General features: G+C 53.1%; 16 protein-coding genes. 4 read left to right on the top strand and 12 right to left on the bottom strand.

Annotated features, from left to right (window positions below; translation table 11 throughout):
- Positions 1-69 precede the first annotated feature (69 nt).
- The 10 genes from J0X12_RS06340 to J0X12_RS06295 all read right to left on the bottom strand — a co-directional run bounded on the left by J0X12_RS06340 (position 70) and on the right by J0X12_RS06295 (position 10,792).
- Positions 70-1,659 carry an acyl-CoA carboxylase subunit beta gene (locus J0X12_RS06340; RefSeq protein WP_207043370.1) on the bottom strand — a complete coding sequence of 530 codons (1,590 nt, stop codon included), beginning with the start codon at positions 1,657-1,659 and terminating at the stop codon, positions 70-72.
- Positions 1,660-1,667: 8 nt separating this feature from the next.
- Entirely contained in the window at positions 1,668-1,889 is a 222-nt protein-coding gene (locus J0X12_RS06335) for an acyl-CoA carboxylase biotin carboxyl carrier protein subunit (protein WP_207043369.1), read from the bottom strand.
- A 23-nt stretch (positions 1,890-1,912) separates the two neighbouring features.
- The gene (locus J0X12_RS06330) at positions 1,913-3,472 is read right to left on the bottom strand and encodes an acyl-CoA carboxylase subunit beta (protein ID WP_207043368.1); all 1,560 of its coding nucleotides are present in this window, start codon (positions 3,470-3,472) and stop codon (positions 1,913-1,915) included.
- Positions 3,469-4,761 carry a CaiB/BaiF CoA transferase family protein gene (locus tag J0X12_RS06325; protein WP_207043367.1) on the bottom strand — a complete coding sequence of 431 codons (1,293 nt, stop codon included), beginning with the start codon at positions 4,759-4,761 and terminating at the stop codon, positions 3,469-3,471. Before J0X12_RS06325 ends, J0X12_RS06330 begins: the two co-directional genes overlap by 4 nt.
- Positions 4,762-4,775: 14 nt before the next feature.
- The gene (locus tag J0X12_RS06320) at positions 4,776-5,474 is read right to left on the bottom strand and encodes a GntR family transcriptional regulator (RefSeq protein ID WP_207043366.1); all 699 of its coding nucleotides are present in this window, start codon (positions 5,472-5,474) and stop codon (positions 4,776-4,778) included.
- Between the two features lie 375 nt (positions 5,475-5,849).
- Positions 5,850-6,617 (bottom strand): ABC transporter ATP-binding protein, encoded by a 768-nt coding sequence (locus tag J0X12_RS06315; protein ID WP_207043365.1) that lies wholly within the window; start codon positions 6,615-6,617, stop codon positions 5,850-5,852.
- 138 nt (positions 6,618-6,755) lie between these two features.
- Positions 6,756-7,592, bottom strand: coding sequence for a GNAT family N-acetyltransferase (locus tag J0X12_RS06310; RefSeq protein WP_207043364.1), 837 nt, complete (start codon positions 7,590-7,592; stop codon positions 6,756-6,758).
- A gap of 36 nt (positions 7,593-7,628) precedes the next feature.
- Positions 7,629-9,029 carry an amidase gene (locus J0X12_RS06305; protein ID WP_207043361.1) on the bottom strand — a complete coding sequence of 467 codons (1,401 nt, stop codon included), beginning with the start codon at positions 9,027-9,029 and terminating at the stop codon, positions 7,629-7,631.
- A gap of 89 nt (positions 9,030-9,118) precedes the next feature.
- The gene (locus J0X12_RS06300; RefSeq protein WP_207043359.1) at positions 9,119-9,988 is read right to left on the bottom strand and encodes an ABC transporter permease; all 870 of its coding nucleotides are present in this window, start codon (positions 9,986-9,988) and stop codon (positions 9,119-9,121) included.
- A 132-nt stretch (positions 9,989-10,120) separates the two neighbouring features.
- Entirely contained in the window at positions 10,121-10,792 is a 672-nt protein-coding gene (locus J0X12_RS06295; RefSeq protein WP_207043357.1) for a TetR/AcrR family transcriptional regulator, read from the bottom strand.
- Between the two features lie 176 nt (positions 10,793-10,968).
- On the opposite strand from J0X12_RS06295, the gene J0X12_RS06290 reads away from it, so the two are divergent.
- Positions 10,969-11,964, top strand: a complete 996-nt coding sequence (locus J0X12_RS06290; protein ID WP_207043356.1) for an ABC transporter substrate-binding protein — start codon at positions 10,969-10,971, stop codon at positions 11,962-11,964.
- Positions 11,965-12,104: 140 nt separating this feature from the next.
- Here the strand turns inward: J0X12_RS06290 and J0X12_RS06285 are convergent, their stop codons facing one another.
- Entirely contained in the window at positions 12,105-12,920 is an 816-nt protein-coding gene (locus J0X12_RS06285) for a polysaccharide deacetylase family protein (protein ID WP_207043355.1), read from the bottom strand.
- A 34-nt stretch (positions 12,921-12,954) separates the two neighbouring features.
- Positions 12,955-13,872, bottom strand: a complete 918-nt coding sequence (locus J0X12_RS06280) for a fumarylacetoacetate hydrolase family protein (protein ID WP_207043351.1) — start codon at positions 13,870-13,872, stop codon at positions 12,955-12,957.
- 196 nt (positions 13,873-14,068) lie between these two features.
- Here J0X12_RS06280 and J0X12_RS06275 point away from each other — a divergent pair, with 196 nt between their 5' ends.
- Genes J0X12_RS06275 through J0X12_RS06265 form a run of 3 tightly spaced genes read left to right on the top strand, consistent with a single transcriptional unit; the run spans position 14,069 to position 17,118 of the window.
- The gene (locus tag J0X12_RS06275) at positions 14,069-15,184 is read left to right on the top strand and encodes a C4-dicarboxylate TRAP transporter substrate-binding protein (RefSeq protein WP_207043350.1); all 1,116 of its coding nucleotides are present in this window, start codon (positions 14,069-14,071) and stop codon (positions 15,182-15,184) included.
- A complete protein-coding gene (locus J0X12_RS06270) occupies positions 15,184-15,741 on the top strand; it encodes a TRAP transporter small permease (protein ID WP_207043349.1) in 558 nt (185 codons plus the stop codon). The genes J0X12_RS06275 and J0X12_RS06270 overlap by 1 nt, the downstream gene beginning before the upstream one ends.
- 33 nt (positions 15,742-15,774) lie before the next feature.
- On the top strand, positions 15,775-17,118 hold the full coding sequence (locus J0X12_RS06265; RefSeq protein WP_207043348.1) for a TRAP transporter large permease: 1,344 nt from the start codon (positions 15,775-15,777) through the stop codon (positions 17,116-17,118).
- Positions 17,119-17,121 lie beyond the last annotated feature (3 nt).

Here is a 17,121-nt window from a genome sequence, read left to right as displayed (position 1 = left end):
TACCTCCCTCATAAATCATCAAGAATCGCTGCCGAACACCTCCAAGTAACGACAGCGATAGGACACCCTTCAGGGTGAAACGCCCGCCTTCCTTTTCGGGCCAAGATTGGCCCTGAGACGACCTTCTGCGAGCGCGATATACTCACAAAGGATTGGACGGGTTTCACTCGGGTCGATTATCTCTTCGACCGCGAACGCTTCTGCTGTTCGGAACGGCGAGGCATAGGCCCTCAGTTCCGCTTCAAGTTCCTTTTCACGCGCCTTCGGGTCGTCGGAATTCGCTATATCGCGACGGAAAGCGGCGGCGACGCCCCCTTCCACAGGCAGGGAGCCCCATTCACCGCTAGGCCAACTTAGTTTCAAATCGATATCGTTCTTGTTGCAGGTCGCCATGCCCGCCATGCCGTAACATTTCCGGATAACAAGGGTGATCGTTGGAACCGTCAGTTGACCCGCCACATACACAGCACGCATGCCTTCGCGCAAAGTTGCTTCCTGCTCAGCCTTCAACCCGACCATGAAGCCCGGCACATCGACAAGGAATACCAGCGGAATATGAAAGGTGTCGCAAAGCTCCATAAAACGGATCTGCTTATGGGCAGAGGAGGCATCCATGGCCCCGGAGTAGAACTTCGGGTTATTGGCAACAATGCCGACCACGCGACCATCCAGCCGCGCGAGCGTGGTTATGACCGACTTGCCGTTTGTTGGCTGGATCTCAAAGCTGGAATCCTTATCCACAACCAGGTCAATCAGATCATGCATGCTGTAGGGTTGCGTACGCTTTTCCGGCACGATATCCCGAAGCGCCACTTCACATCGATCCACCGGATCATCGCACGGGACAACGGGCGGCAATTCCCATACATTCTGCGGCATATAACTTAGGAAGCGGCGAATCTGTTCAAGCGCCTCCTCTTCCGTATCCGCCGCGTTGTGAATGGTTCCTGCCTTGTCAACAGCGGTAGCCGCCCCACCAAGTTCTTCCTTATCGATGTCGCGTCCCAGCGATCTTTTCACCACAGGCGGACCGGCTGCAAAAATCTGGCTCGTTCCCCGAACCATAACCGAAAAGTGCGACAGAATTGCGCGTCCCGCTGGCCCCCCGGCAGCAGTTCCCAACACAGCGGAGACGACAGGCACTTCACCCAACAGCTGAACCGAGCGTTCAAATCCATGCACACCCGGAAACGCGACATAGCCGCGTCGCTTGGCTGAAGTAACCGTTCCCCCGGCCCCGTCAATCAGGTTGACCAGGGGAATTTTATAATAATGGGCCAGGTCCTCGATAAAGCCGCCCTGCCCGCCTTTTCGACGCGCTGCCCCGAAGGTCGTGCCGCCGCGAACGGTAAAATCTTCACCACCGATGGCAACCGGACGACCGTTTACGCGAGCCATTCCCGCGACATAGGGCGCAGGCGTTACCCGGACCAATTTGTTATTCTCATCATATTCGCCAGAACCGGCAAGCGTGCCAACTTCCCGGAAACTCTCTTTATCCGTTAATTCGGAAAAGCGTTCCCGCACCGTCAGGCGCCCATTCGCGTGCTGGCGCTCAATCGCTTCCTTCCCGCCCATTTCCAGGGCAGCAACACGGCGGAAATAAAGCTCCTCGTTGATCGGCGTCTCCGCAACGTCTTTTTTACCTGCGTCACTCATTTCGGAGCCTAACTCTCGATTGTGCATAGCACCTGGTCCTCATCGACAGAATCCTCGGGTTGCACCTTGAATTCGGTAATTTTGCCATCAACCGGGGCTTCTACCGGGATTTCCATTTTCATGGATTCCAAAATCATTATGGTGTCGCCGGCCTTGACGGCGTCCCCCACGTTCATCTCTACCTTCCAGACAGACCCAATTACTTCCGAAGCAACATTCGTTATTGTCATTTACGCATCTCCAAATACGGCGGTTAATAAGTTGTCGGCCAGCTGGCCATGTTATGACGGCCGATACCGCCACTGCGTCGCAACTGCTGAATCTTTAGCTCCTCGATGAGGTATTTGCGCGTATCCTGCGGGGCGATAACACTTTGGGCCGCGAATATCTGGGCGAGTCCAAGGTAAGTGCTGTTACGCTCCATTTCCTCGCGAATGGCACTCTTCTCCTCGTCGCTAGCATCCTTACCCCAGGTAACGACTTCCGTTGCGTACTGCGGGTCCATAAAGCTGACTTCCGCGGTCGGCCAGACGGCAACAGAATCCGAGTTCCGGCCTCCCCCCATATTCAGATACGCCTGGCCATAGCTTTTGCGCATGATGACGGAGAGTTTTGGCACCGTGCACATCTGCAAGGCCGTCATGAAGTTCATGATCTTACCGGGCGCTTTCTTCTTCTCTCCTTCAATGCCGATAACGAAACCGGGCGTGTCAACCAGGTTAATGATTGGAATATTAAAGGAGTCGCACATCACGAGAAAACGCGTGACCTTCTCGCACCCGGAGACGTCCAGCGCGCCGGCCTTGGCCAACGGATTGTTGGCGACCATCCCGACCACCCTGCCATCCAGGCGGGCAAGCCCCGTAACCGCCGTGCGGCCGAAGCGAGGCTTGAACTCGAAAAAGCTTTCCAGATCGACAATGCAGTTGATGATTTTGCGAACGTCGTACCCACGCTTGCGGCTGTCCGGCAGGATTTGCGTTATATACTCGGCGGCTTCATCACTGCCCTCGTGCACTTCGGCAACCGGTGGCGTTTCACCATTGTGCGACGGCATGTAGGAGAGGAATTTACGTATTTCGGCAAGTGCCTCTTCATCCGTCTCCACCACCCGGTCGACGAGGCCGGTTTCCTCGCTGTGCAACTTCCAACCGCCCAAATCCTCGGGCGCGACCTTCTGGCCGATGGCGAGAGAAGCGAGCGCCGGGCTTGCCACCGCCAGCACAGCTCCTTTCCGCATCACCGTGAAATCGGCGAGGCAGGAATACCAGGCAGACGACCCAAAACACTGTCCCAATACAGCCGACACCCAGGGTGTTTCCCGATGTCTGACATACTGATGCGGATCGTTGCCGAGCATCGTACCCATACCCTCAGACCCCATATTGTCCGGCATCCGCGCACCTGAGGATTCACCGAGGAAAATGAGCGGAAATCCCCGATCCGTTGCCGTCCGTTTTACATGTCCGATCTTCTTCATATTGGTCATGCTGGACGACGCGCCCTTAACGGTGAAATCGTTGGAGACAACGCCCACCCGCCTGTTATCGATCAGACCGAACCCTGCCACCTTGCCATCCGCCGGCGTTTTATCACGGTCTTCTTCATAGACAGTGGAGACGCCAAGCAATCCGGTTTCCGAGAAGGTTCCCGGGTCAAGCAGCGCGTCGATACGGCTGCGCGCATTCATGATACCCGCCGCCGTCCGCCGGGCGATCTTGTCTTTTCCGCCCATCTGACGTGCGGTTTCTTCTCGCTGCCCCAGCTGCTCTAGCTTTTCCTCTAGTGTTTCAGGGAGTTGACTCTGGTTCATTTCGACGCTCCGGCTGGCTGTTTCAGGTTCTTGTTTTTGCTTTTTGTCTGGCCATGCGCCTTTTGCAGACCCTTTATTATCGACCTGCTCTCAAGTTGACTGATTTGATCCGGTGAAAGGCCGAGCTCTTTAGCGAGTACCTCATTGGTATCCTCTCCGCATTGAGCGCCGGCCCGCCAAATCTCTCCCGGGGTGCCCGAAAGTTTCGGCACCACCCCTGCCACCGTGATATCCCCAAGCGTCGGGTCCTCTACATCGACAAGCATGTCCCGCGCCTGAAATTGCGGATCGTCGAAAATATCTTCCATCGTGTAGATACGCGCGGCGGGAACATTGGCGGCCAGCAGTTCGGTTTCTATTTCTTCGACCGATTTGGACCGGGTCCACTCTGTGATGAAGCCATCACAATCATCTTCATTTTCTGCACGAGCGACTGCGGTCACAAATTTCGGGTCTTCCGCCAATCCCGGTTTACCGATAACGCTTGCGAGCCGCCGGAAAACAGGATCGGACGCGGCCGCGATAACGACAAATCGCTTATCGCCCGTAGGATAGATCGAGTTTGGTGTATTTCCCGGCAGGCGGGAACCGGCGCGCTGCGCAATGATTCCCATCTGCTGATAGGCGGGGACATGAGGCTCCATGAAACTGAAAGCGGATTCATACAAGGCGGAATCCACGACCTGCCCAAGGCCGGTACGATTGCGCTCCACCAGCGCCATCATCGCACCGAACGCCCCATACAGGCCGGTTATATAATCCGTGAGAGACGTTGCTACGCGAGGTGGTGGTCTGTCGGGATCGCCAGTTATCTCCCTAAGTCCACTGACCGCCTCACCAACTACCCCGTATCCGCTTCGGCTGCTATAGGGCCCGGTCTGTCCAAAACCACTGATACGCACCAGGACCAATCCCGGGTTCTTTTCAGACAAATCTTCATAACCAAGACCCCAGCGCTCGAGTGTACCGGGGCGGAAATTTTCCACAACAATATCCGCCCCAAGGCAGAGCTGCCGGACGAGCTGGCGTCCCTCTTCCTGCCGCATGTTGACGGATACAAGTCGTTTGTTGCGAAAGATCGATGCGCCATACAGAGAATGGCCGTCGCGTCGTGTGCCCATGGACCGGACCGCGTCTCCTTCCGGCTGTTCAACCTTGATAACATCGGCGCCGAAGTCCGCCATCAGGCGCGCACAAAATGGCCCGGCGACGGTCGACCCCAACTCTATGACCCGTATGCCCTTCAAAGGACCGGCACCGGCATTCTTGTTTTTATTCTTGGCCGTCATACTCAGATCTATCGTTAGAGGAGGAAGTCGTTGTATTTAAGGAACCATTGACGCGCGCTTCGAATATTCTCTCGTTTGAGGCGCTCGGCCTTTTCCGCATCGCCTTCCTGCATGGCCCGGAGGATTCCCTGATGCTGCCGGAACCCTTCGCTCGCACGTCCGGGCACCAGCATCAGGCGGCGTGTCATACTCAGAACGCGGTCATAAATGTCATCCAGCAAACCGCGCAAGGTGCCACTACCGGCTGCCTCGATGCAGGTTTGGCGGAACTGCGCAATCGCCGCCATATAGGCGTTGAAATCATTATTCTCGACAGCCTTTTCCAAATCCGCACCGAATAGATTGATCAGGTCATCCCAATACTCAGGCTCGGTATTTTGCGTCGCTAGACGCACCATCAACCCTTCCAGCACCTCACGAACGTCAAATAGTTCGAGGAAACTGTCCGCTTCCAGGCGCATGACGACGGCGCCTTTATTCGGAATTCGCTCGATAAGTCCCCGCTCTTCCAGAATTCCGAACGCGTCGCGAACGCGGGAACGGGAGACGCCGAATTCTTCCGATAGTTCATTTTCCCGAATGCGTGAACCGGGCGGCATTTGATTGGTCACGATACGTCGGCGCAACTCATCGACAAGCCTGTCAGTATCCGAACCGCCGGACTTAGGACCGGACGTAACCGTCGTTAGTTTAGTGACATTTCTTTTCGTCATAAATTTTCAAATTTTGCTGATTTTGTTTCCCTGTTGAAGGAACGTTATTCATTGCCGATAATATTGTCAACAATATTTTAGGCAATTTTGTCGCCAAATATGGGCAGCCCATTTACACCCTTAAATAAGCGCAAAAAGAGTGGGATTATGTAAATCATATGCCCATTCCCGCCATTTCAGCTGGGGAAAATATAATCTGGGAAGGTATTTGTCATCGACACAGGAAACCGCGTGATTGCGGCAAACAACCACTCGGCACAAGCTCTGATTTTCCTGGCGAACAGCCGGTACCGCCCGCTACTGGACGGCATCCAGCGTTATGTCAAAGCCAATCTACGCTGTATAAAACAAGCAGAATAGCCGCAGATGGAGAGGCTATTCGACACCGAGCAGGTCGTAAATTTTTCGGGTATAGGCACCGAATTCCGGCTCGGTCTTAATTGCAATTTGACGCGGCACCGCAAGCTCGATCGGAAAATAGGAGGCCATTCGTGCCGGCCCCGCTGTTAGAACCGCGCAATGGGTTCCGAGAAATACGGCCTCCTGAATACTGTGAGTGACAAAAAGCACCGTCTTGCCCGATTTTCGCCAAATCTGGTGAAGTTCCGTATTCATTTTCTCTCGAGTGAGCGCATCAAGCGCACCAAACGGTTCATCCATCAGAATAATTTCCGGATCATGCACAAGAGATCGGGCAATTGCCGCGCGTTGCTGCATACCGCCGGACAGCTCGTAAGGATAGACATCTTCAAACCCCCGGAGACCGACCATCTCGAGAAGATCTTTCGCTCGCCCCCGCGCCTCCTTCATCGGCAGCCCGAGAATTTCGGCGGGCAATAGAACGTTGTCGATAATTTTTCGCCACTTCAGGAGCAGGGCTTGCTGAAACACCATGCCAATATCCCGGCTTCGGTCTATCTGCCGATTTGCATTGCCAATTTCTATTGACCCGCCTTCTGCGGGAATGAGGTCGGCAATGATCTTCAGGATCGTCGATTTACCGCAACCGGACGGACCGACCAGAGAGATAAAGTCACCCGTATTGATCTGCATACTGACGTCGGAGACGGCTATGGTTTCCTTTTCCTTGGTACGGTAGATTTTCTTGATACCGGAAAGGTTAATTATCGTATCCGTTGTCATACTTTCTGCTTTCAATTCAAGAATTTACAATAACTGGCGGGAAAATATCCCTGCGCGGAGGTTGAAGGAAGTCACCCAGGCCAGAGCGCCACTCCCTCGCTTAACTAGTATCACTTTACCCTTCAGAACCTTCATGGCTCACCCAAGCTCCGGACCTGCAGCAGCAAACGCGCGCGAAGCATCTCCGATTATTCTGACAGGTCCGCGTATCATCCGGGTGAAACTTCGCTGCGCCTTGAACCCCCGTGCGGCGAGGTGATCCGTGAACTCGGCCTGCGCATCAAACGCATCAATCGTAACGGCACCTGAGAGGGACGCTAATGCAGCATCCAGAAGGTTAATTGCAATCGACAGGCTCTCTGCAGAAAGAGGACCAATTTGGGTAACGCCCCGCCCCTCTCGTCCAAGCAAAAATCCAGCATTGCCGTCAGCGGCATAGGCGGGTCCACGCATTATCAGGTCGCCGAGTATAGGTGTTCGACGCGCGCCAAAGACTTCTTCGTCATAGTCGGCGATCCAGATCAGGTCATCCGCTCGTGCCGGGCCGACCGACGCTTCATTGCCACGGACTTCTGTATCAACTCGCCACCGCGTGATAGCAAGCTGATCCTGAAATCCCATCTGCGAATAGACTGTTCTGCCGTCGGGGGTAGCGTCGAGCAAGGGAATAATTCCCTGCCCCTCTAGCCATTCGCAGCATTTTTCAACAATCTTTGTCGCCAGCCCCTTTCGCTGCCAGCTTTTTGTTACCAGCACCATACTGACCCAGCCGATTTGATCGTCCATCGGCAAGGCGACGCCAGATGCAATCGGTCGACCCGACGGATCGCGATAACCGATGCAGGAACCCTGCTTCATCATCAGCGCCCAGTCATCAGCCACCTGCGTCCACCCAGCCTCTTCCGACAACGCAAAGACACCCTGCATGTCCGCCGGAGTCAAAGTATCAAACCGCAATGCCTCTACATCATTCATAGGGAACCCTGACTGCAAGTTGCATGTTTCAATATCTCACTTTCCAAAACCTGGCCTGAACTCAGCCCAGGGTAAAATTTTCTCAAACAACCGCGCCGCCTGCAGAACCGTCTTGTCTGCAAACTGCGGTCCGACAATCTGCATCCCGATCGGCATTCCCGTCGCAGAAAAGCCGCACGGGATTGAAGCAGCAGGCTGCCGCGTCAAGTTGAAGGGCGACGTAAAAGGTATCCAGCCATACCGACCGCTACCCTCTGGAGCATCCAATTCTGCGGGAAAAGCCTGAGCGGAAATAGCAGGAGAGAGTAATATGTCATAGGTCTGGTGAAATTCCGCCATTTGCCGATGCAGTTCCGCACGCTCCATTTCCGCGTCAAAATGCTCAGCAAGATCTGCACCCCGCGCCGCCTCAATCTCCGCGGCAATTTGCGGATCGACCATTGCCAGTTTCTCCGGCCCCAGATGACGAAAGGCGTAATCGGCGAACCCTCTTTTCAGGCGCTCCAGCAACTCGATCGGGCTGTTCATGACCTTGTCAATCTCGTCAACCCGGGTGCCGGCATCTTTAAGCAGACCGACTGCCTTTCGGACGACGCCTTCCACTTCCGCATCCACATTTGCGTAGCCCAATGTAGGGCTATAGGCAATTCTCAGTGTCGAAAGATCAGCGCGTTCAAGTTCAACCTCATAGGTAACCGGGTCATAGGGCAAGCTGCCGAAATCCCTGGGGTCAGGACGGGAAATCACACTCAACATCATTGCCGCATCACCGACAGTACGCGTAATCGGGCCGAACCCGGCAAGACTTGCGTAAGGGGTCGGCGGAAACATCGGTACACGGCCGCCACTGGGTTTATGGCCGAACACGCCACAAAGGCTGGCCGGTATCCTGATCGATCCCCCCGCATCCGTGGCGAGCGCCAGCGGCCCCAGACCGGACGCCACCGCCGCCGCCGCGCCACCACTCGATCCGCCCGGGGTAAGAGCAGGATTCCAGGGGTTTCGCGTAATGCCGGTCAAGGCGCTATTCGTGACCGGCTTGGACGCAAACTCAGGCGTCGTTGTCTTGCCGAATATAACCGCGCCGGCTTCACGCAGGCGCGCTACGGCCGGACCATCGACATCCCAGGCCTGATCCGGGTCGATTGTCAGAGACCCCCGCAGGGTCGGCCACCCCTTGGTGAGGATAATGTCCTTTACGGAGACCGGAATTCCATCAAGGGGGCTTAATGGCCGGCCCATCGCCCATCTTTTCTCCGAAGCCCGGGCGGCTGTCATTGCCGCATCCCGATCAAGCACACAAAAAGCGTTGAGGATCGGCTCCAGCATTTCAATCCGAGAGAAAAGATTCTCCACGACCTCAATCGGCGAAAGCTCACCAGAACGAAATGAGCGTGAAAGGCTTTGCGCGGATTTAAAGGCGAGTTCTTCGGTCATTCACCGATCCTTTGCCCAGGTAATTTTTTACGTCCCATTTTGCAAACTCCGGCATCTTTTTCGGCGAACACTTACTAGCCGCCCAGGCCTTAAGTCTTATTGTCCAGACGGGCATCACTTGGCACAAAAATATACTCAAGCAGGGTAACCAGCCCGAAAAGACCAATCCCCAATACACTCAACAATATCACCGCCATGAACATGGCCGCTGTATCGAGCGTCGACTGAACCTGAATCATCAAATAGCCAAGACCCTGACTAGAAGCTACAAATTCACCCACGATAGCGCCGGCGAGCGCCAGGATAGCGCCCACCTTCATGGACGAGAAAATATACGGCATAGCGCCCGGCAGCTGGATTTTCCGGAAAATCTGCCAGCGCGTTCCCTTAAGCGCCCGAACCAGATCGAGAAGATCCGGCTCCACCTCCCGCAGACCCCGCCCCGATGTTATCAGGATCGGGAAGAATGATAAGATGAACGCGAAGAATATGTTCGTTCCAATCCCATAACCGAACCAGACGATCAGAAGCGGACCCAAGGCGATTTTCGGGATCATGCTGAAGGTCACGAACAAGGGAAATAATGTTGTCTGCAGACTACGGAACCAGGAAAACATCAGGGCGAGCAAGACACCAACAACCACCGCCAAACAATAACCCGCCACGATCTCCCACGCGGTGACGAACGTATTTTCCATCCATTGATATTGCGGTTGGGTGAGGGTCGACAAGGTTTCGCCCGGCGACGGCAATATCAGTTTATGAACAAGGCCGGTTGCCGTTACCGCATACCAAAGCACGATAACGAGGATATGGACAAACACGACAACGGAATATCTCGGCAGATTGGAAACGAGTTGCGACCACCGCTTGCCTAACCAGGAAGCGGAAGGTTGTTCGCTGGCAATATTATCTTCGGCATCTGGTTTCGGGGTCGCACTTTCCATTCGTCCGCTCATCTATATTTCCTATGCCAACCTGTAATATCATCCAAACAGTTGGTTGATTATTGAACATAAAAATATCTGCTGTCAATATCAGAACGTCAGGGCTTAGTCGCTTACATCAAGGCTGTCGCTTCCCGCATTCCATCACTTGACGATCGCGTCCGTAATCAACTTGACGACATGCGCTTTTCTCTCTGCGATATTCTCGCGCGCATCAAGTTTATGCCCAAAAATTGCGGACAATGTATAAATATTACTGAAGTAGAAGAAGCCGAGGGCGGCGATGGAGATATACAGCTGTTCCGGATTAAGCCCGCTGCGGAACAACCCCTCCTTCTCCCCTCTTTCCAATATCTGGCTAATCGCAGCGATCAAGGGCGAATGCAAGGATTCCAAATCCTGGATCTCCTTCATATGGCGACCCTTATGGACATTCTCATCAATCAGAATTGACGCAAAATCCCTGTTCTTCGCCGTATGATCAAAGGAAAACTCAACCAGCTTCTTTATCGCCTCGAGCGGGGGAAGAGTATCCAGTTTAAGCGCCAGTTCCCGCTTGCGGATATCCTGGTAAATGCTCTCAAGCACATGACGATAAAGCTCGTCCTTGTTTCCGAAGTGGTGATAGACGAGCTGCTTGTTCACACCTGCACGTTTTGCAATCTCATCAACACGGGCGCCCTCAAACCCACGATTGGCGAATTCCTTCCGACCAGCGGCCAGCAGCTTGCGTCGTGCGGCGCCCGGTACACGCTTCTTCGGTTGTTTTTCACCTGCCAACGGCTTCTCATTTTGCTTCGTCGAGACTCTGCCCATTTTCCCTCTAAATCAACCAACCAGTTGGATATATATTGACTTATATTATGACATAGATAACATTATTGCGCCATCTGACAACTTATATCGACCGTAGAAAATATAATTGATCTTAGCAGGTGGCTAAAGATTAATTAGAAAAAGTCAATACATCTTTCAATTTACAGGAGGGAGTTATGAAGAAGCTTTTAGGAGCCTGGTTCGCCGGCGCCGCCATGCTGAGCCTGTCGGCGACAGCCAGCTTTGCTGAAGAAGCAAGTCTTATCCTTAACTGGACACCAGGCGCAGATCATGCGCCAATTTATTATGCGCTTGATCAGGGCTGGTATGCCGATGCCGGCATCGACCTGAAGGTAAATAGCGGAAAGGGCTCCGGCCTTGCGGCGCAGACAGTCGGGACAGGCGCTTCTGAATTCGGGATAGCGGAACTTGGCACTGCCTTTGTCGCCAAATCCAAGGGCGCCGACCTTACAGCAATCATGGTGCTTTACGCCAACTCTCCCCTGACCCTTTACTGGAAGAAGTCATCCGGCATGAAAGGCCCGAAGGATTTCGCGGGCCATACATTGGGGAATCCTCCAGGTGATGCGGCCCGTGTTCTTTGGCCAGCCTTTGCAAAAGCGGTCGGACTGGAAGATGGGTCTGTCAGCTTCGTTAATCTTGCGCCGCCTGCGAAGAACCCCTCCCTCGCCGCAGACCGCGTTGATATCATCAGTGAATTCTACAATGGTCATGATGCGAAATTGGCTGCATTTGGCGATGACCTAGCCTCCCTTCGCTGGAGCGAGGTCGGCATTAACCCTTACGGCAACTCTTTCATCGTCAACACTTCCTATATGAAAGAAAACCCGGAAGTCGTCGCGAAATTTGCCGCCGTTACCCAACGCGCCTTTCATGCCTGCGTCGAAAACCCGGATCCATGCATCAAGTCACTCATGGATGTGGCCAGCGGCCTGAATAAAGAAGCCATGGATGATCAATGGACACGTGTTAAGGAACTCATGGCTGACGAGACCACAACGACAGAGGGACTCGGCTTTTTCAGTGGGGATCGCATTCAGAAAACCTATGATTTGATCGAAACCTATTTCGGCGTCGAAAAGCCGTTTGATCCGGCAGAATCCTATACGAATGAATATCTCGATAAAAACATCAAGATGACCGCCAATTAAAAAACAAAACCATTGAACGAGAGAAGGCCAGCCGGAGTAAATTCGGCTGGCCTTTTTTTTGCGGTACTAGCATACGGTCAGGTTGTCATATCCAACAATTTTCGATCCGCAGCTGCGATTTAAGCCCTCGCATCAGTTTGCTATGCTGCTTGACTTCGCCGCATCCAGGCCGCCAGTTCCCCGCATGTGGGCGTCCAGATATCATCATCCGCTCGCACTGACTTCACTAGCTTCGCAAATATTTCCAGCGCTTTTTCGCTTTGCTTTAACATGAAGGGGTGAAAGATCAGGGTTGCGTGTGTGCCGTCCTGCTTAATTTTTTCAAGAAGCTCTTCAATCAGCGTGCCCCACTGTTCAAGGCTATAGGGCTCTTCCGGATCCCCGAAAGTTTGTCGCAGTGCCCCGAGATCGGGATTGAGCATATATGCGTCGACATGCTGCCATGCGAAGGGAAAGGTTATAAACTCGCCATCGTTCCTGTCGTCCCCAATCGCGCCCAATGGAGACGCATAGCTCAAGCCGACCGCCTGACATTCAGCCTTTAGCTCCGCCAGATCAATCTTACCCCCGGGCGGCCGAAATCCAGCCACATCGACACCCATTGCCGTAAATGCGTCGACAGCCTTCTTCAGCGCATCTTTCCTTGTCGAAACCGCCGTGTTCGCCCAGTTTTCATGACGCCAACCATGCACAGCTACTTCATGACCCGCCTGACAAATCGATTTGATTTCTTCGGGATGGGCACCACAATTCCAGCCTTCGATGAAATAGGTGACCTTAACCCCATTCAAGATCCGCAGCAGGTCTGGCAGCACCTCGATCGATGCGTGAACACCCCCCTCACCCATCATCGAGGGAAGACCGATTTCTTCCTCGGCAACGGCCCCCAAATTATCAAATGTTATATTTAATGCGGCGCGCGCGCCCTCCGGCCCCCAGCCATGCGACTGATTCATCATGTTCTCCATATCAGGAACTAATCCATTCGATTTAATAAATTTCGACCTTGAGACGCCCGAGATTCTCGATCTCAGCCTCGATAACGTCACCGACATTGGCATACACACCGCTTTCGATGCCCGTACCGGCCGGCGTACCCGTCAGAATGAGATCACCAGGCTCTAGGGTGACGTTCTTGGTCGCAATCTCCAGCAACTCGAACACCGACCAGATCATTTTTGAAGTGCTCGAATCCTGCTCGATCTTGCCATTGCGCCAAAGCTGCATCGACAGATTTTGCGGATCTTCGATAAACTCGGCCGACACAAAATAGGGACCCGCCGGACAGCTGGAATCGAAGGCCTTCCCTAAAAACAAATCGGATTTTGCAAAATGCTTGGGATTGCGCTGAAAATCACGCGCGGACATGTCCAATGTAGTCATATAGCCTGCCACCATATCCAGATCTTTGGATATCGACGACCCTGCGGGAACTGTTTTTCCAATGACGACACCGAGCTCGATCTCCCAGTCAAACTGGCTGGAACCTGTCGGACATCTGACAGTCTTCCCGGCACCGACAAGAGCCGTCCTCGGAGGTTTCATAAACATGGCAGGTATATTCTCTTCCTTACTGAAGCTTGAATATCCAACCGCTTCAATATGGTCGATATAATTGGTGCCTGCGCATATGATTTTGGGCGGGTATTGCAAAGGCGTAAGATAGATCAGGTCTGCCCCCTCAATTCCACCCCCATGCTTGCCGGCACCCAAATCATCAGCAAGACGCGCCAGAAAACTTTTACTTGCCCCCCAATCCGCGAACAGGTTCATCAAGCCGTTAGATTCAAGGTCAAGTTGCGGCGCGACCTTGCTTAGTTTCCAGACCTTGCCGGCCACTGTAATTGCCGGTGTTGCACCTTCGTCTGTTTGAATAGTGCAAAGGGCATAGCGCGTGGATGCATGCATTCTTATATCTCCCGATTATTATGCTTTCGTTTGCATTTTTTATGCATCTTAATCTGGTTTTGTCAATCAGTTCCTCTTTTCAGCGACCATATTCATAGCTTTAGGCTTAATATTTGGCCGGAAAGCGGATTGACAACTAATTTTTTGTTATGCTAACAATTGCATAAAAATAATCAACTACTAACGGGGACTACAGATGAAAATTGATTTGTCATTGAAAAATTCTTACCGGGCATTGTGCCTGGCGGCAGGAATTGCCAGCGCCGCGGTAACGCTTACAGCATTTGCCCCTGCGGCCACAGCTGATCCGATAACGATCCGGTACGCACATTTTGGCGCCAATAGAGGCGGCATGGGTGACAACATGAACTGGTTTAAAGATCAGCTAGAAACCCGTTCTAATGGCGACATCCGACTGGATATTCACTGGGGTGGATCACTTGGTGCCCCGGCGGACGTGCCCCGGGTTGTTGGCGCTGGTCTCGCAGATATGGGGACAATAGTATCCTCCTATACGCCTGGCTTATTGGATCTGTATGAAGTCGGAAACCAGCTTGTCGGCCCGTCAAACCTATGGGTTGCCCAGCAGGCGATTTATGAACTCGCGACTACCAACGATGCCGTTAAGCAGCAGTTTGCGAAGAATAATCTTGAATATATCGGGAATTTCAATGCCGGTGCTGTTCAATTGATTTGCAAGGCCCCGCTTACATCCCTTGATCAGCTGAAAGACCTGAAAATTCGAACGGGCGGACCCTACACAGACGTGCTGAAGCGTATGGGCGCAACCACGATTGCCATGCCACAGACGGAGGTCTATCAGGCTCTTTCAACAGGTCTTGTTGACTGTAACCAGATCTATCATCTCGCGATTGAAGGCTTCCGTCAGTACGAAGTGGCCAAATATGTCGTTGAACTCGATTTTGGTCTGGTCATGGCCTATGGCATCATTATGAACAAGGACCTCTGGGGCGACTTGACCGAAGACCAAAGAAAGCTGATCCGGGAAGTCGCCGATGACCTAAATGCACGGGTTGTTTCGGATCATCTTGCACGTGTCGGTTCAGCGAAGGCTAAGCTTTCCAGTGATGAAAAAGAGTATCAGGTGATTTACTCGGCCCCTCCTGCTGGAATGCTCGATCAGATCAAAAAACACGGTGCCAGCCTTGCTGATGAGTGGATTGAATCCGTCAATGCGAAAGGGCTTCCCGCCCGGGAAGTAGCGGATGAATATCAGGCTCTTATAGAAAAATATCAGGCTGATTTCGATAAAAACGGTTATCCTTGGGAAGCAAATAAAGGCACCAATTGATGATTCGCTTCAGATTTAGCGGTCGTTCGGCAGGCAACACGCCTGTCGAACGAGCAGTTGGCTGTGTTGAGCAGGTATTTCTCAAGTTCTCCATGCTGACGATTGTTATTCTCCTTGCCCTCATTTGCATCTCCGTTCTGGGCCGAACTTTCTTTAACTGGCCGATCCCGGATGATGTGGTTCTGGCCGAAAACCTCATGCCAGTGATTGTCGCCCTTCCCTTCGCCTATGCGACGGCGCGGCGGGGTCATATTGAGGTGGAGGTCTTCACATCCTGGCTGCCGCAGCAGTTCCTCAAACCCTTGAGCGCGTTTGCGCATTTGCTCGCCCTGTTGATTTTCTCGGCCATTCTATGGTGTGTCTGGATTGGCGTCCTCAAAGATCTGGATAGCGGCCAATATTATGAAGGGGAACTGGCCCTCCCGGTCTGGCCCGCGAAGCTGGTATTCGTGATCGCCCTGGCCTTATTTTGCCTGCGTCTCCTCATGAATCTTTGCGAAGACCTTGGATTGAAAAAAGCCCCCGAAATCCAGCAACCCTCCGAACATCTCTCGTAGCCGAGAAACTGTCCCAGAAAGGTTAAAATAAAAATGGACCCGACTACACTTGCGATTGCCGTCTTGGTAGGGCTGCTGATCCTGCTTTTCCTGCGTGTACCGATTGCATTTGCTTTATGCACCGTCGCCATTATCGGCATGTTCCTGATCTTTGCCTGGCCCGCCGGACAGCCCTTTAACCCTGGCCGAGCCTTACGCCCAGTTCAGGCATTTCTCGGGACGGACCCATTTTCATTTATCAAAACCTATACCTTTACGATGGTCCCCCTGTTCATCGTGTTGGGACATGTTGCGCATCGTGCCCGTTTCACCACGGACCTCTTTTACGCCATCCGCATTTTGCTTCCCCGGTTGCCGGGCGGGTTGGCGATTGCTTCCGTCGTCGGTTGCGCCGGCTTCTCCTCAATCTCCGGATCCAGCATGGCCTGCGCTTCGGCGATGGGCAGAATTGCGGTTCCAGAAATGCTAAAGTTCGGATACAGCAAGTCTCTTGCGACCGCCTCGGTGGCCGCCGGTGGCACCCTCGGCTCCCTGATCCCGCCATCGCTGGTGCTTGTCATTTACGGCGTCTTTACAGAGCAGTCCATCGGGAAGCTTTTCGTTGCAGGCATTATTCCCGGCGCCATCAGTGTGCTGGCGTATGTGGTGACTATTTTCCTGTGGGTCCGGATAAAGCCGAACGCAGCTCCAGAGAACCATATCACCAGCACCTCGAGCGAACAGATAAAGGCCGTCCTCAATATGTGGCCAATTACCCTGATTGCCGTGGTGGTAATTGGTGGAATTTACAGCGGTTTCCTCACGGCAACGGAATCAGCCGCAGTCGCGGCCGCCATTGCTATCATTATCGGGTTTTTGCTGAAACGACTGTCTCTGGAGGCGTTTTTAGAGGCTCTGCAGGAAACGGCCTATCAATGCGCCATTATTTTTGTGCTCGCCATCGGTGCAAAGCTGATGGTCTCCTTTGTGGGCATTACGAATATCGCAAGCGACCTTGTCATCTGGACAACCGAACAGAACTTCTCCCCGGCTCTCGTTATGCTGATGATCTGTGTTCTCTACCTCGTCCTCGGAACCTTCCTGGATGCGATCGGCATCCTTCTACTGACTCTTCCGCTTGCGGTCCCCATCATTGAATCGCTTGGTTATGACTTGATCTGGTTTGGTATTGTTATCGTGAAATTGATCGAAGTCGGATTAGTAACACCCCCTGTCGGCATAAATGTTTTCGTTATCAAGTCGGTTGTTGGTGATAGTGTTGATCTGAACCAGATATTTAAAGGGGCTGCAATTTTCATTTTGGCGGACCTGGTTGTCCTCTATCTGATAATCGTGTTTCCCGACATATCTCTTCTTCTTCCAAAAACAATGTTCTAGTGG

Origin of the sequence: Sneathiella sedimenti (assembly GCF_017313765.1) — a bacterium.
GTDB lineage: Bacteria > Pseudomonadota > Alphaproteobacteria > Sneathiellales > Sneathiellaceae > Sneathiella > Sneathiella sedimenti.
Note: the sequence above shows the minus strand (reverse complement) of the source record. Positions and strands in the feature narration are given on the sequence as shown.